Here is a 15,821-nt window from a genome sequence, read left to right on the forward strand (position 1 = left end):
CCTGCCCCGCCGCCGCGTCCACCGCCCCGCCGTCCGCCCAAACACACGAAACCCCGACCGCGAGGCGGCCGGGGTGTACTCGCTTTGGGATGTCGTGACTCACGAACCCGTGGGCACGGAGTCAGTCGCCTCCGTCCACAGATCCTGCTCGGCGCGATCCGCCTGGATCTGGCGGTACACGAGGAGCCCGCCGATGGCGGCCAGTGCGACCAGGAGAAGCTTCTTCACCGCGCGACCTCGTCTTTCCTTGACGTAGGGGACCTCTGGCGCCCGACTATACACACCGACCGATACCGATCGGTGACCTGAGTCGGACCTCAACTCCCGCCCGGGAAACCGCGATAGAAGCGGAGTCCAGCGATCCGGCCGGAGAGTGATCACACGCCGACGGACGGTTACTTCGACCGCTCTTCTCCTCCTTCCTCAGCTTTTCGCCCCTCTTGCGTCCATCCGGGTGGTGTTCATCTGAACATCGACGCGCCACGGGCGTCGGTCCACCACTTCTCGCCCCCCATACACATCATGAGGAAAGTACGCAAATCGCCCAACCCGAAAGTGAGGGGTTATGGCCCGGAGCAAGGTCATGAAGCTGTGGACCGCCATCGTCACCGCCTTCCTCGCGCTGTGCACGGCGCTCGGATTCGTCACCGCGACCGCCGCGGCGGCGGTACCGCAGGCCGAGCAGAAGCGCAACAGCGCGCTCATCCCGCAGCAGCGGACGGCACCGGCGGCGACCGTCCCCTGGTCCTTGTCCTACGCCAAGGCCCTGCCCCCCACGATGAAGCAGCGTATCCACGCCGAGGCCCACGGAAAGTCCCCCAGCTGCCGGCACCGCCCGCTCGCGGACACGACGGCGTCACCCACCTCCGACTGCTCCGACGACGACACCGACGCCGACGGTGACGGCGACCCGGCGGACCATCTCACGCCGCTGCAGCGCTGAGATCACCGGAACCTCCCGGCGACGCGCGTACAGGCCCGGCGGCTCCGAGGAGCCACCGGGCCTTCTTCGACGGCGATCAGCCCTTGGAGAGCGTGATCTGTGACTCCTGCTGTCCGGTGTCGACCGTCACCGGGTAGTCCCGGTCATCCGCCCTGGCCCTGCTGCGCATCGTCGCGGTACCGGGCTGGAACGAGGTGCCGGGCTCCTGGCTGGTCAGGCTGACCGACCACGGGACGGGCGCACCCGGGGTGCAGACCACGGTCGTCTGGTAGGACGCGCCCGGTGCCCCCTTCTTCTGGATCTGGAAGACCTGGCCGGCGAGCGAGACGCTCGCGGGCTTGTTGCACGTCACGGTGCCGCCGACGGTGATCCGTCCCTCGGGGACCTCCGCCGTGCCCTCGGGGTCGAGGGTCATCCCCATGGCGAGTTCGGCCGGGGGCTCGGGCATGACCGCGTGCACCGCGCCGCGTAGAGGCACCGCCGAGCCGTTGCAGTACTGCTCGAAGGTGGCGTCGAGCTCGCTGACGTAGCCGTAGGGGCCGAAGGCGATGTGCTCGATGGTGAAGGAACCGGAGGTGGTGTTGCACCCCTTCTCGGTCCCGTTGGCGATCCCGCTGAACACCAGTTCCGGATCCTCCGGCTGGGCGTCGGGCCACTGCTTCGCCCCGGTGTACGTCGTACCCTCGGTCAGCTTCTGGCCATCCGGGGCGGCGACGATGAGACGCCACAGCGTGCCCTGCTCCGCGTCGACGGCGACGGTGAGGCTGTTCCCGTCCGTGCTGCCCTGGACGTCGAACATCTGGACCGCTCCGGCCGTGTACGCGTACGACTGACCGCCGGATATGGGCTCACCCGCGTCACCGCTGAAGCTCAGCGTTCCCGTCGCCGCGCCGTAGGCCTGCGCGGTGCCCGCCAGCGGCGCGACCGCGAGGGCGACGGCCAGCGCCGCGACTACGCCCACCGTCCGGGCCAGGACGCGTCTGGGCATGGTGCTTCTCGTCAAGGTTCCCCCAAGGGAATGCTCCGGGAGGCCGGCCGGCCTCACTGAAGAAGCGCCGGAGCGTCAGCAGGCGTCACAGCGGCCTCAGGAATCCCCTGAGTTTCTCCGCACGCTCACGCGGGTCGTATCCAGGGCCGACGCCCTCGACCAGCACGACGTCCCCGTCGATGTGGTCGGTCCGCAGCCGCAGGATCTCCTGATACGCGGGGGACGCGTACCAGGCGCGGGCCTCGGCCAGGCCGGGGAACTCGATCAGCACCATGCTGCCCGGCCAGCTCCCCTCCACCACCTCGGTCGGCGGGCCGTGGATCAGGAAACGGCCATGGAACGGGTCGAGGGTGTCCTGGATGCGTTCCAGGTACTCCAGGATGTCAGGGTGGTGACGGCGGTCACGTAGGTGCGCAAAGCCATATGCGGGCACGTCCGCTTCCTTCGTTCGCTCCGGTACGACGCCTTGAACGTAGCCAGGCGCTCCGTGCGCCGCGATTACCTGCGAGGTAAGCGCCGGACGGGCCGGCTGGTGTCAGCCGTGGACGTCAAAGACCCCCGGCCCAAGTGGACCGGGGGTCTTTTCGCTGGTGGGGCTAACAGGATTTGAACCTGTGGCCTCATCCTTATCAGGGATGCGCTCTAACCAACTGAGCTATAGCCCCGCCGCGCTCTGCGGTGTGTGTCCCGCGCGCTGACCCCTGAAGATTAGCGCACGACATGGGCAGTCCCAAAATCGGTTGTCGGGACACCGACATCCATCGCCGGGAGGGCTACTCGTCCTCGGCGAGGGTCAGCTCCACACCGCCCACGAAGCCCGCGGACAGGTTGTAGATGAACGCGCCGAGCGTCGCGAGGGCCGTCGCCAGGACGACGTCGATGACCGCGATGACCGACGTGAACATCAGGACGTTGGGCAGCGACAGGAAGGCCTGGAGGTCGAAGCCGTTGGACTCGTTGGAGCCGGTCGCCTCGGAGATCGTGCCGCCGACCGTGGAGAAGACGCCCATCGCGTCCATCACCATCCACAGCACCGCGGCCGCCACGATCGTGCAGATGCCCAGGGCGATGGAGAGCAGGAAGCTGACCTTCATCACCGACCACGGGTCGGCCTTGGCCACCCGCAGGCGGGCCTTGCGGACGCGCGGCGTGGTGCGCGCACCGGTACGCGGACGCCGCACGGCAGCGGCGGCGGCACCGGCTCCCGCACCGGCCGCCGCCGGCTGCGCCGGGTAGGCCTGCGGCGGGTGGTACGGCCCCGCCTGCTGCTGTGTCTGCCGTTCCCCCGGCAGGGGGGAGGCCGTCTGCGCGGCGCCCTTCTCCTGCGCGGCCGGCTCGGGCTGCCGCTGGGCGCCGGAGGCGGACGGGCCCGCTCCAGCGGTGTTCTGCTGGGTCTGCGGACCTCTGGTGTCCGTCACAGTTCCCCCCTGTGATTCATGCCTGTCAGACGAGTCCTTGGTCGGGGACTTGATCGCCTTCAGGTTGGTCGTGTGCGGATCCGCCGCACGCGCGGCGGAGCCACGGCCGCCGTCGTCCGTCTCCGTACCCTTCGGGGTTCCGGTCGGTCCGGCGCCCGTGGCTCCGCTCACGCTGACTCACTCCTCGTGCTACTCGGCCGAGGGCGCCTCACCCTCGTCCGTGCCGGCGGTCGCGGCACCATCGGCGGTCTCGTCGACGACCACGTCGCCGTCGACCTCTTCCGCCTCGCGTCCCGCCTCGGCGTTGCGTGCGATGCCCACGACGGCATCGCGCTTGCCCAGATTGATCAGTTGGACGCCCATGGTGTCACGGCCGGTTTCCCTGATCTCGTTGACTCGCGTACGAATCACACCGCCACCCAGCGTGATGGCGAGGATCTCGTCGGTCTCCTCGACCACCAGCGCGCCGACGAGAGATCCACGGTCCTCCACGATCTTGGCGGCCTTGATGCCGAGGCCGCCGCGGCCCTGGACGCGGTACTCGTCGACGTTGGTCCGCTTCGCGTACCCGCCGTCGGTGGCAGTGAACACGAACGTACCGGGTCGAACAACATTCATCGAGAGCAGCTCGTCGCCCTCGCGGAAGCTCATGCCCTTGACACCCGAGGTGGCACGGCCCATGGGGCGCAGGGTTTCGTCCGAGGCGGTGAACCTGATCGACTGTGCCTTCTTGCTGATCAGAAGCAGATCGTCGTCCGACGAGACGAGCTCGGCTCCGATCAGTTCGTCGTCCGAACCGTCCTCTTGCGCACGGAGGTTGATCGCGATCACACCGCCGGAACGCGGCGAATCGTAATCCTTCAGAGGCGTCTTCTTCACAAGTCCGGCCTTGGTGGCGAGAACGAGGTACGGAACCGCCTCGTAGTCGCGGATCGCCAGGATCTCGGCGATCGCCTCGTCGGGCTGGAAGGCGAGCAGGTTCGCGACGTGCTGGCCGCGCGCGTCCCGGCCGGCGTCGGGCAGCTCGTAGCCCTTGACGCGGTAGACGCGGCCCTTGTTCGTGAAGAACAGCAGCCAGTGGTGCGTCGTGGACACGAAGAAGTGGTCGACGATGTCGTCTTCCTTGAGCTTCGTACCGCGGACGCCCTTGCCGCCGCGCTTCTGGGCGCGGTAGTCGTCGGTCTTGGTGCGCTTGATGTAGCCGCCCCGGGTGACCGTGACGACGATGTCCTCCTCGGCGATCAGGTCCTCGATGGACATGTCGCCCTCGTACGGGATCAGCTTGGTCTTGCGGTCGTCGCCGTACTTCTCGACGATCGCGGCCAGCTCGGCGCTGACGATGCCCCGCTGACGGACCGGGGAGGCCAGGATCTCGTTGTACTCGGTGATCTTCGCCTGGAGCTCGTCGTGCTCCTGGACGATCTTCTGGCGCTCCAGGGCGGCCAGTCGGCGCAGCTGCATCTCGAGGATGGCGTTGGCCTGGATCTCGTCGATCTCCAGGAGGCTCATCAGGCCCCCGCGCGCGATCTCGACGGTGTCGCTGCGCCGGATCAGCGCGATGACCTCGTCGATCGCGTCCAGGGCCTTCAGCAGACCGCGCAGGATGTGCGCCCGCTCCTCGGCCTTGCGCAGGCGGAACTTCGTACGGCGGACGATGACCTCGATCTGGTGCGTCACCCAGTGGCGGATGAACGCGTCGAGCGAGAGCGTGCGCGGCACGCCGTCCACCAGCGCCAGCATGTTGGCGCCGAAGTTCGTCTGCAGATCCGTGTGCTTGTAGAGGTTGTTGAGGACGACCTTGGCGACCGCGTCCCTCTTGAGCACGATGACGAGCCGCTGGCCCGTGCGGGACGACGTCTCGTCACGGACGTCCGCGATGCCGCCGACCTTGCCGTCCTTCACCAGGTCGGCAATCTTCTGGGCGAGGTTGTCCGGGTTGACCTGGTACGGCAGTTCCGTGACCACCAGGCACTGGCGGTTCTGGATCTCCTCGACCTCGATGACCGCGCGCATGGTGATGGAGCCGCGGCCCGTGCGGTACGCCTCCTCGATGCCCTTGCGGCCGACGACGAGCGCACCGGTCGGGAAGTCCGGGCCCTTGATGCGCTCGATGAGCGCGTCCAGGAGCTCCTCGTGCGAGGCCTCGGGGTTCTCCAGGTACCACTGGGCGCCGGCGGCCACCTCGCGCAGGTTGTGCGGCGGGATGTTGGTCGCCATGCCGACCGCGATCCCGGCCGAGCCGTTGATCAGCAGGTTCGGGAAGCGGGCCGGCAGGACGGTCGGCTCCTGGGAGCGGCCGTCGTAGTTGTCCGTGAAGTCGACGGTCTCCTCGTCGATGTCACGGACCATCTCCATCGACAGCGGCGCCATCTTGCACTCGGTGTACCGCATGGCCGCCGCCGGGTCGTTGCCCGGGGAGCCGAAGTTGCCGTTGGAGTCGACGAGCGGCATGCGCATCGACCACGACTGGGCGAGACGCACGAGGGCGTCGTAGATGGAGGAGTCGCCGTGCGGGTGGTAGTTGCCCATGACGTCGCCGACGACGCGGGCGCACTTGTAGAAGCCGCGCTCGGGGCGGTAGCCGCCGTCGTACATGGCGTACAGCACGCGGCGGTGGACGGGCTTGAGGCCGTCGCGGACGTCCGGCAGCGCACGCGAGACGATGACGGACATCGCGTAGTCGAGATACGAGCGCTGCATCTCCGTCTCGAGCCCGACGGGCTCGACGCGCATGGCCAGGGCGTCACCCTCGGGCGTCGTCACGGGAGTGTTCTCGTCGGTCATTGCTGGTGAAGGTCCTTCCTGGTGCGGTCAGCTGAGACCGACTCAGATGTCGAGGAAGCGGACGTCCTTGGCGTTGCGCTGGATGAACGCGCGGCGGGCCTCGACGTCCTCACCCATGAGGACCGAGAACAGGTCGTCGGCCTGGGCGGCGTCGTCGAGGGTGACCTGGCCGAGGACGCGGTGCTCCTGGTCCATGGTCGTGATGCGCAGCTCTTCGGCGTTCATCTCGCCGAGACCCTTGAAGCGCTGCACCGAGTCGTCCCGGATGCGCTTGCCGGCCTGGCGGCCCATCTCGATGAGGGCGTCGCGCTCGCGGTCGGAGTAGGCGTACTCGAAGTCGTCCTTGCCCCACTTGATCTTGTAGAGCGGCGGACGGGAGAGGTACACGTGCCCGGCCTCGACCAGGGGCCGCATGAAGCGGAACAGGAAGGTCAGCAGCAGGGTGTTGATGTGCTGGCCGTCGACGTCGGCGTCGGCCATCAAGATGATCTTGTGGTAGCGGAGCCTCTCGATGTCGAAGTCCTCGTGCACACCCGTGCCGAACGCGGAGATCATCGCCTGGATCTCCTGGTTCTGCAGGATCCGGTCGATGCGCGCCTTCTCGACGTTGAGGATCTTGCCGCGGATCGGGAGGATCGCCTGGTACTGCGGGTTGCGGCCGGACTTGGCCGAACCGCCGGCGGAGTCACCCTCGACGATGAAGATCTCGCACTTGGTCGGGTCGTTCGACTGGCAGTCGGAGAGCTTGCCCGGCAGGGACGCCGTCTCCAGCAGGCCCTTACGACGGGTCAGGTCGCGCGCCTTGCGGGCCGCCACGCGCGCGGTGGCCGCCGCGATGCCCTTGCGGATGATGTCCGCGGCCTCGTTCGGGTTGCGGTCCAGCCAGTCGTTCAGGTGCTCGTAGACGACCCTCTGGACGAAGGTCTTGACCTCGGTGTTGCCCAGCTTCGTCTTCGTCTGGCCTTCGAACTGGGGCTCGCCGAGCTTGACCGAGATGATCGCGGTCAGACCCTCGCGGATGTCGTCACCCGTGAGGTTGTCGTCCTTCTCGCGCAGCAGCCGCTTGTCGCGCGCGTACTTGTTGATCAGCGAGGTCAGCGCGGCCCGGAAGCCCTCTTCGTGCGTACCGCCCTCGTGGGTGTGGATGATGTTGGCGAAGGAGTACACGCCCTCCGTGTAGCCGCTGTTCCACTGCATGGCGACCTCGAGGGACAGCTGCCTGTCCTTGTCCTCGGCCTCCAGGTCGATGACGGTGGGGTGAACCGCCTCGCCCTTGCGGGAGTTGAGGTACTTCACGAAGTCGACGATGCCGCCCTCGTAGTGGTACTTCACCGTCTTGACGTCGGCGGTCTCGTCCGCGCCCGCCTCGTCCGCCCCAGAGGTGGCCTTCGCGGACTCTCGCTCGTCGGTGAGGTTGATGCGCAGGCCCTTGTTGAGGAACGCCATCTCCTGGAAGCGCCGCGAGAGCGTCTCGAAGGAGTAGTCCGTGGTCTCGAAGATGTCCGGGTCGGCCCAGAAGGTGACCGAGGTGCCGGTCTCCTCGGTGGCCTCGTGCTTGGCGAGCGGCGCCGTGGGGACGCCCATCTTGTAGTCCTGCGTCCAGCGGTGGCCGTCGGTCTTGACCTCGACGGCGACCTTCGAGGACAGCGCGTTCACGACGGAGACACCCACGCCGTGCAGACCGCCGGAGACCGCGTAACCGCCGCCGCCGAACTTGCCGCCCGCGTGCAGCACGGTCAGCACGACCTCGAGGGCCGGCTTGCCCTCGGAGGCGACGATGCCCACCGGGATGCCACGGCCGTTGTCGACGACCCGGACGCCACCGTCGGCGAGGATCGTCACGTCGATGGTGTCCGCGTGGCCGGCCAGCGCCTCGTCGACCGAGTTGTCGACGACCTCGTACACGAGGTGGTGCAGTCCTCGCTCACCGGTCGAGCCGATGTACATGCCGGGTCGCTTGCGGACCGCGTCCAGACCCTCGAGGACGGTGATGGCACTGGCGTCGTACGACGCCGTTACGGAGGCCTCGGCGACTCCGGCCGGGGCCTCGGTGGACGGGATGTTCTCGTTGGGGTTGCCGGAATCGGCCACGAAGCGCCCTTTCTGGCACAGCACGAGCCAGGCTCGTCGGCGGGTTGCCGGAGCGGCTGCGGCATGTTGCGTTGGTAAGCCTTGATCAGCGTTGCTCAGCTTTTCCCGGACGGTCCCCACGATTGGGGCGGGATTGCTTCCAGTCTACCGGTAGCACTGACACTGATGGGGGTTTGCCGGTACCTGAGTCCGCATGTGCCGCCCTCAACCGGTCTTCCCCGACTCCCGATATGCGGATGGGGGCCCCAAGAGGCTCACGGAGGCACTCAGCGCTTCCGGCCGTCAACCCTTGGCTACTTCGGAGTCAGGTCGCGATTCGCAACCGTGTGCGGTGGGGCGGAGAGAGGGGCGCCGGGGCTCCGGACGAGCCGTCGGCGCCCATTTTTGTGATGTCAGTCACGTGCTGTGGATTGGCGGGAAACAGGTGCCGATCGGGCCCGTCAGCCGTACGTGTCGCCCGGGCCGGTGCTCCCGGGGGCGCGCAGCGGGCCGTAGCGGCGGTGGGGCCCGCCGGGGCCCTGCACCTTGATCATCTTCACCGTGCCGTGGCCCAGGTCCTCGTTGAGGCGCGCCACCAGGGTCGGGGCGAGCAGCCGGAGGTTCGTCGCCCAGGCCGTGGAGTCGCAGCGCACGGACAGGACGTGCTCGTCCTCGTCGTATCTCTCGGGCACGCAGTGCTTGGCCACGTCCTCGCCGACGATCTGCGGCCAGCGGCCCATCACCCCGCCCACCGCGGCCGGGGCCTCCCAGCCGCGCTCGGTGATCAGCCGGTTGATCGCGGAGCCGAGCGCCATGGGGTCGCGGCCGTCGGCGCGCGCGCCGGAGCGCAGTCCACCGCGGCGCGCCTGCTTCTTCTGCTGTGCCGCGTCGCCACGCGCGCGTGCGGCGTCCTTGGCGGCACGGAGCGCCACGCGCGCGAGGTCCACGCCGGACGGCTCGGGAGACCGGGGCCCGGGCGTCTTCCCGGACGGACTCTCCGCTGTGTTCCCCGGTGTGCTGTCGGGTGCGTTCTCCGGTGTGTTCTCCGTCATACGCGCTCCACCGTCCCCTCGGACACGGCGAACCGCACCCCCGACAGCACATGCGGAACGTCGTCGTCGACAGCGGCCGTCACCAGGACCTGCTCGCCGGGCGCCACGAGCTCGGCGAGGCGCTCACGGCGGCGGGTGTCCAGCTCGGCGAAGACGTCGTCGAGCACCAGCACCGGCTCGTTGCCCTCGGCTCTGAGCAGGTCGTACGAGGCCAGGCGCAGCGCCAGCGCGTAGGACCAGGACTCGCCGTGGGAGGCGTAGCCCTTGGCGGGCAGCTGGCCGAGCTTGAGCAGCAGGTCGTCCCGGTGCGGGCCGACCAGGGTGACGCCCCGCTCGATCTCCTGCTTGCGGGCCTCGGCGAGCGCGGCCATCAGCTGCTCGAACAGGTCCTCGCGGGTGTGGGCCTCGCCGGGCGCGGAGGGCTTGTACTCCAGGGCGACCGGGCCGCCGCCGGGGGCGAGCTGCTCGTACGCCTTGTCGGCGAGCGGCTGCACGGCAGCGATCAGATCCAGACGCTGGGCGAGCAACTCGGCGCCCGCGCGCGCGAGATGCTGGTCCCAGATGTCGAGCGTCGACATGTCCATGCTGCGGCCGCCGTGCCGACGGGCGAGCGCGGCCGACTTCAGGAGGGTGTTGCGCTGCTTGAGGACCCGGTCGTAGTCGGAGCGGACTCCGGCCATGCGCGGGGACCGGGCGGTGATCAGCTCGTCGAGGAAGCGGCGCCGCTCACCGGGGTCGCCCTTGACCAGGGCGAGATCCTCGGGGGCGAACAGCACGGTCCGTACGATTCCCAGCACATCACGCGGCTTGACCTGCGAGGACCGGTTGATACGGGCCCGGTTGGCGCGCCCCGGGTTCAGCTCCAGCTCGACCAGCTGCTGCCGCTCGCCCTGCCGCACCTGGGCCCGGATGATCGCGCGCTCGGCGCCCATGCGGACCAGGGGGGCGTCGGAGGAGACGCGGTGGCTGCCGAGGGTGGCCAGATAGCCGACGGCCTCGACGAGGTTGGTCTTGCCCTGCCCGTTCGGGCCGACGAAGGCCGTCACCCCCGGGTCGAGCGGGACCTCGACCCGGGGATACGAACGGAAGTCGGCCAGCGACAGATGCGTGACGTGCATGGTCGTTTCGCCGACCTCCCTCGGTGCTCGGTTACTTCTTCTCGACCGCGTGGCCGCCGAACTGGTTCCGCAGCGCCGCGATCATCTTCATCTGGGGCGAGTCCTCCTGGCGGGAGGCGAACCGCGCGAACAGCGACGCGGTGATCGCCGGCAGCGGCACCGCGTGGTCGATGGCGGCTTCCACAGTCCAGCGTCCCTCACCGGAGTCCTGTGCATAACCCCGGAGCTTGTCCAGGTGCTCGTCCTCGTCGAGCGCGTTGACCGCGAGGTCCAGCAGCCAGGAACGGATGACCGTGCCCTCCTGCCAGGAGCGGAAGACCTCCCGGACGTCGGTCACGGAGTCGACCTTCTCCAGCAGCTCCCAGCCCTCGGCATAAGCCTGCATCATCGCGTACTCGATGCCGTTGTGGACCATCTTCGCGAAGTGGCCCGCGCCGACCTTGCCCGCGTGCACCGCGCCGAAGTCGCCCTCCGGCTTGAGGGCGTCGAAGACCGGCTGCACCTTGGCGACGTTCTCCGCGTCGCCGCCGTACATCAGCGCGTAGCCGTTCTCCAGGCCCCAGACGCCGCCGGAGACACCGCAGTCGACGAAGCCGATGCCCTTGGCCGCCAGCTCCTCGGCGTGCTTCTCGTCGTCCGTCCAGCGGGAGTTGCCGCCGTCCACGACGACGTCACCGGGCTCCAGCAGGTCGGCGAGCTCGTCGATGGTGGACTGCGTGGCCTCGCCGGCCGGGACCATCACCCAGACCACACGCGGGCCGCTGAGCTTGCCCACAAGCTCCGGCAGGCTGTGGACATCGGCGAGGTCCGGGTTGCGGTCGTATCCGAAGACGGTGTGGCCCGCGCGGCGGATCCGCTCGCGCATGTTGCCGCCCATCTTGCCGAGGCCGACGAGACCGAGCTCCATCAGTTGTGTTCCTTAGGTTTGCAGGTGTCCGATGTGGCGTTGCGGCACTTTCGTACCGTGCCGAGCCTAAACCCGGACGCTCGCGCACATCTGTGGGCATACGCGCTCAGTCGTACGCCCTCACCTGCGGGTTTGCCCCCAGCCTGTGGACAACCGGTCGGAACTCAGCCGCTGAGCCGCACCGGCATGATCAGGTACTTGTAGGCCTCGTCCGCCTCGGCGTCCAGCGCCGGCTTGCCGCTGAGCAGCGCGGGCTTCGTGGACGTCGTGAAGGACAGCTGGGCGACCGGGGAGTCGATGGCGCTCAGGCCGTCCAGCAGGAACGTCGGGTTGAAGGCGATCGAGATGTCGTCGCCCTCCAGCTGGGCGTCGACCCTTTCCACAGCCTGTGCGTCGTCGCTGGAGCCTGCCTCCAGGATGAGCACGCCCTGCTCGAAGCTGAGGCGCACCGGGGTGTTCCGCTCGGCGACCAGGGCCACACGCTTGACGGCCTCGACGAAGGGGGCGGTCTCGATCACGGCGACGCTGTTGAACTCCGTCGGGAACAGCGTGCGGTACTTCGGGAGGTCGCCCTCCAGCAGGCGGGTCGTCGTACGGCGGCCGGCGCCCTCGAAGCCGATCAGGCCCTCGCCCGAGCCCGAGCCGGACAGCGCCAGGATGACCTGGTCGCCGCTCGTCAGGGCCTTGGCGGTGTCCAGCAGCGTCTTGGCGGGCACCAGGGCGACCGCGGAGGCCTCCGGGTTCTCCGGCTTCCACAGGAACTCGCGGACCGCGAAGCGGTAGCGGTCGGTGGACGCCAGCGTGACCGTGTCGCCCTCGATCTCGATGCGGACGCCGGTGAGGACGGGCAGCGTGTCGTCACGGCCGGCCGCGATGGCGACCTGGGCGGCCGCGGAGGCGAAGACCTCGCCGGGGACGGTGCCCGTCGCGTTCGGCATCTGCGGCAGGGCCGGGTACTCCTCCACAGGCAGGGTGTGGAGTGTGAACCGGGAGGAGCCGCAGACCACCGTCGCCCGTACACCGTCTGTGGAGATCTCCACCGGGCGGTTGGGCAGGGCGCGGCAGATGTCCGCGAGGAGGCGGCCGGAGACGAGCACCGTGCCCTCCTCCTCGACCTCGGCCTCCACGGACACCCGCGCGGAGACCTCGTAGTCGAAGCTGGACAGGCTCAGCTGGCCGTCCTCGGCCTTCAGCAGCAGGCCGGCGAGGACAGGCGCCGGCGGACGGGCCGGGAGGCTGCGTGCCGCCCAGGCCACTGCCTCCGCGAGTACGTCGCGTTCCACCCGGATCTTCACTGTTGCCGCCTCCTGCTGTTGCCGGCGCTTCTCGCTCTGCCTGGCCCTCGTCGTCTGTGTCGGTGTCGACGGTCCCTGGGATGGGGAGGACACCGGGGACCAGTCTGACGCACCGCACTGACAGTAGGTGCCTTTCGGGGTCAAGTCGTGACGAGGGGCGGCCGGGCACCGGAGAGCGAGTTGTGCACAGGACCCGCTTCGAAACGAATTCCCAGCTCTCTCTAGTCGGGAGTAGTAGTAGGGCCTGTGGATACCGTGGATAACCACGTTTGCCCAGCTCAGAGCAGGAATTTTGTCCACTGGCCCTGTGGGTGACGGCGGTGGACAACCAGGGGTTTCTGTGGAGAACGGAAAGTTCTGCACACCCCGTGCACAGGGAGAGGCGAGTTCTCCCCAGCGCCGTCCCCAGTTTTACCCAGCTTTCCCACAGCCCAACCCGGCACCTTCGTGTGACGCCTTTCACTCGACCCGGTGATGAGGCGCGTCGCGTTGCCGAACAGTGGACAGCGATGTGGAGAAGCTGGGGATCGCTGGGGACAACCGGCCTCAACCTGTGGGTTGCCGGTGGACAACTCGATGCACAGCCTGTGGATCCCCGCACTGTCCACAGCCTGTGGAGATCGTTCGTCCACGAATCCACATGCCACTGAGCTGGTCTGATGGTCCTTCACTCGAGGCCTCTGTGGACACAGTCTGGACAACTTCCCAGTCCCCAGGGTGTGGACGGGAAAAAGTCACCGAATCTGTGGAGAGCGGCCGTAACCCGGCAGGTATTCGAACAGCCGGCGGCCGACAGCAGGACGACGGCCGGCTTCGCCGTGGCGAGGGTCGGCTGCGGCCGGACGACGGCCGACCCTCGCCACGCCGAAGGGCGCCCCCGGAAACCTGCTCCGGGAGCGCCCTTCGGCGTCGTACAACCGGTCTTGTCAGCCGTTCTTGATGCGGTTGGTCAGCTCGGTGACCTGGTTGTAGATCGAGCGGCGCTCTGCCATCAGATTGCGGATCTTGCGGTCGGCGTGCATGACCGTCGTGTGGTCGCGGCCGCCGAACAGCGCGCCGATCTTCGGCAGCGACAGGTCCGTGAGCTCACGGCACAGGTACATGGCGATCTGCCGGGCGGTGACGAGGGCGCGGCCACGCGACGTGCCGCACAGGTCCTCGACGGTCAGCCCGAAGTAGTCCGCCGTCGCGCCCATGATCGCCGTGGACGTGATCTCGGGCGCGGAGTCCTCGCCGCCGGGGATCAGGTCCTTGAGGACGATCTCCGTCAGGCCGAGGTCGACCGGCTGCCGGTTGAGCGAGGCGAACGCCGTGACCCGGATCAGCGCGCCCTCCAGCTCGCGGATGTTGCGCGAGATCCGGGAGGCGATGAACTCCAGCACCTCCGGCGGCGCGTTCAGCTGCTCCTGCACCGCCTTCTTGCGGAGGATCGCGATCCGCGTCTCCAGCTCGGGCGGCTGCACGTCGGTGATCAGACCCCACTCGAAACGGTTCCGCAGCCGGTCCTCCAGCGTGACCAGCTGCTTGGGCGGCCGGTCGGAGGACAGCACGATCTGCTTGTTGGCGTTGTGGAGTGTGTTGAAGGTGTGGAAGAACTCCTCCTGTGTCGACTCCTTGTCCGCCAGGAACTGGATGTCGTCGACGAGCAGGATGTCCATCTCGCGGTAGCGCTTGCGGAAGCTGTCGCCCTTTCCGTCGCGGATGGAGTTGATGAACTCGTTGGTGAACTCCTCCGAGCTCACGTACCGCACCCGCGTGCCCGGGTAGAGGCTGCGCGCGTAGTGCCCGATCGCGTGCAGCAGGTGCGTCTTGCCGAGCCCGGACTCCCCGTAGATGAACAGGGGGTTGTACGCCTTCGCCGGTGCCTCGGCGACGGCGACCGCGGCGGCGTGCGCGAAGCGGTTGGAGGCGCCGATGACGAACGTGTCGAAGAGGTACTTCGGATTCAGGCGCGCGGTGGGCTCCCCCGGGCCGGTCGCCGGCGCCGGCTGTGCGGCCAGCGGGCCGGGCGCACCGGTCGTGGGCAGGTTCGGGCCGACGGGGCCGCCCCGGTGCACATGACCCGAGCCGGCCGGCGGCTCGGGCAGCTCACGGCGGACCGGGTCCCGCTGGTCGTAGTCGGGGCGTGACGTGTCGTAGTCGGAGCGCGGTGCCTCGTAGGAGGGGCGCTCCATGGACTGCGGGCGGTAGTCCTGGGACGGGGAGCCGTAGGCGTCCTGGGAGGACGAGCCGTAGGAGTCCTGTGAGCCATGCGATCCGTAGGAGTCCTGTGACCCATGGGATCGCTGTGACCCAGGTGAGCCCTGTGAGCCATGTGAGCCCTGTGATCGCTGGGATCCGTAGGGGTCCTGCGACGATCCCTGGGACCCGTATGAATCCTGGGACGAACCGTGCGAACCATGGGATCCGTAGGAGTCCTGGGATCCGTACGCGTCCTGGCCGCCGTACGTGTCCTGGCTGGGTGACGCGTACGGGTCACGCTCGGGGAAGCCGAGGCGTTGCTGCTGCCAGCCGTAGTCGTCCTGCGGCGGCCGCGGCCAGGAGCCGGGTTCGGGGCGCTGGTACTCGGACGGATACGCGGGACGGGCGGAGGGGAGTTGATCTCCGCGCGTAGGCGGGAGCTGGTCGCCTGACGTTCCCGGCAGCTGGTCGGCGCGGTGGCGGCCGTACCCCTCGTAACCGTCGCGGTCCTGGCGCGCGGCCGGAGGCTCGGGCTCCTCGTACCGCGACGGGGGGCGGGCCGGGGGCGCCGTCGTGGCCGGGGGCTCGCCCGCGGAGTCGTCGACGGTGATCGCGATCCGGATCGGGCGGCCGCACTCGCGGCTCAGGGTCTCGCTGACGACGGGCGCCAGGCGGCCCTCGAGTACGCCTTTCGCGAATTCGTTCGGTACGGCGAGCAGGGCCGTGTCCGCGACCAGCGCGAGCGGCTGGCAGCGCCGGATCCAGTGCTCGTCCTTGGACTCGACGCCCTGGCCGCGGCCCTCCCCGAGGAGCTGCTCCAATACGCGTGGCCACACTGCGGCAAGATCGGCAGGTACGTCAGCCACAGGGCACGCTCTCTCACAGGTCCCACGAACGTGTGGTTCTGGGACGGCTCGGGATGTAAATCGGGTGGGGCAGGGATAAGGGAACGAATCGGAGTTCCGTCACGGTAGTCAGGGCGGCCACTGCGGTTCAAGTTGTTGTCCCCAGCCTGTGGACAAGTGTCTGCGGGCGGCTGCCGGTTTGACCGGATGGCGTAGCCGC

Annotated in this window: 12 protein-coding genes and 1 tRNA gene; 1 reads left to right on the forward strand and 12 read right to left on the reverse strand. The window is 68.6% G+C overall.

Annotated features, from left to right (window positions below; all coding sequences use genetic code 11):
- Window positions 1-99 precede the first annotated feature (99 nt).
- A complete protein-coding gene (locus ABZ192_RS32420; RefSeq protein ID WP_003999697.1) occupies window positions 100-228 on the reverse strand; it encodes a DLW-39 family protein in 129 nt (42 codons plus the stop codon).
- Window positions 229-565: 337 nt separating this feature from the next.
- Between ABZ192_RS32420 and ABZ192_RS32425 the strand changes: the two genes are divergently transcribed.
- Window positions 566-943, forward strand: coding sequence for a DUF6344 domain-containing protein (locus tag ABZ192_RS32425; protein WP_356928050.1), 378 nt, complete (start codon window positions 566-568; stop codon window positions 941-943).
- Between the two features lie 76 nt (window positions 944-1,019).
- Here ABZ192_RS32425 and ABZ192_RS32430 read toward each other — a convergent pair whose 3' ends face one another.
- The 11 genes from ABZ192_RS32430 to dnaA all read right to left on the reverse strand — a co-directional run bounded on the left by ABZ192_RS32430 (window position 1,020) and on the right by dnaA (window position 15,622).
- Entirely contained in the window at window positions 1,020-1,931 is a 912-nt protein-coding gene (locus ABZ192_RS32430; RefSeq protein WP_356928051.1) for a hypothetical protein, read from the reverse strand.
- Between the two features lie 85 nt (window positions 1,932-2,016).
- Window positions 2,017-2,364 (reverse strand): DUF1330 domain-containing protein, encoded by a 348-nt coding sequence (locus ABZ192_RS32435; RefSeq protein WP_356928052.1) that lies wholly within the window; start codon window positions 2,362-2,364, stop codon window positions 2,017-2,019.
- Between the two features lie 155 nt (window positions 2,365-2,519).
- Window positions 2,520-2,596, reverse strand: a tRNA-Ile gene (locus ABZ192_RS32440).
- A gap of 108 nt (window positions 2,597-2,704) precedes the next feature.
- Window positions 2,705-3,520 (reverse strand): DUF3566 domain-containing protein, encoded by an 816-nt coding sequence (locus ABZ192_RS32445; protein ID WP_356928053.1) that lies wholly within the window; start codon window positions 3,518-3,520, stop codon window positions 2,705-2,707.
- 18 nt (window positions 3,521-3,538) lie between these two features.
- On the reverse strand, window positions 3,539-6,133 hold the full coding sequence (gene gyrA / locus ABZ192_RS32450; protein WP_356928054.1) for a DNA gyrase subunit A: 2,595 nt from the start codon (window positions 6,131-6,133) through the stop codon (window positions 3,539-3,541).
- 42 nt (window positions 6,134-6,175) lie between these two features.
- Window positions 6,176-8,248: a DNA topoisomerase (ATP-hydrolyzing) subunit B gene (gene gyrB / locus ABZ192_RS32455; protein ID WP_356928055.1), complete on the reverse strand. Its 2,073-nt coding sequence runs from the start codon at window positions 8,246-8,248 to the stop codon at window positions 6,176-6,178.
- A gap of 416 nt (window positions 8,249-8,664) precedes the next feature.
- Window positions 8,665-9,255: a DciA family protein gene (locus tag ABZ192_RS32460; RefSeq protein WP_356928056.1), complete on the reverse strand. Its 591-nt coding sequence runs from the start codon at window positions 9,253-9,255 to the stop codon at window positions 8,665-8,667.
- Window positions 9,252-10,373: a DNA replication/repair protein RecF gene (gene recF, locus ABZ192_RS32465; RefSeq protein ID WP_306965489.1), complete on the reverse strand. Its 1,122-nt coding sequence runs from the start codon at window positions 10,371-10,373 to the stop codon at window positions 9,252-9,254. The genes ABZ192_RS32460 and recF overlap by 4 nt, the downstream gene beginning before the upstream one ends.
- A gap of 31 nt (window positions 10,374-10,404) precedes the next feature.
- Entirely contained in the window at window positions 10,405-11,280 is an 876-nt protein-coding gene (gnd, locus tag ABZ192_RS32470) for a phosphogluconate dehydrogenase (NAD(+)-dependent, decarboxylating) (protein ID WP_356928057.1), read from the reverse strand.
- Between the two features lie 164 nt (window positions 11,281-11,444).
- The gene (dnaN, locus tag ABZ192_RS32475; protein WP_086560490.1) at window positions 11,445-12,575 is read right to left on the reverse strand and encodes a DNA polymerase III subunit beta; all 1,131 of its coding nucleotides are present in this window, start codon (window positions 12,573-12,575) and stop codon (window positions 11,445-11,447) included.
- Window positions 12,576-13,501: 926 nt separating this feature from the next.
- Window positions 13,502-15,622: a chromosomal replication initiator protein DnaA gene (gene dnaA / locus ABZ192_RS32480; protein ID WP_356928058.1), complete on the reverse strand. Its 2,121-nt coding sequence runs from the start codon at window positions 15,620-15,622 to the stop codon at window positions 13,502-13,504.
- Window positions 15,623-15,821 lie beyond the last annotated feature (199 nt).

The organism is Streptomyces sp. NPDC006235, assembly GCF_040613735.1.
Lineage (GTDB): Bacteria > Actinomycetota > Actinomycetes > Streptomycetales > Streptomycetaceae > Streptomyces.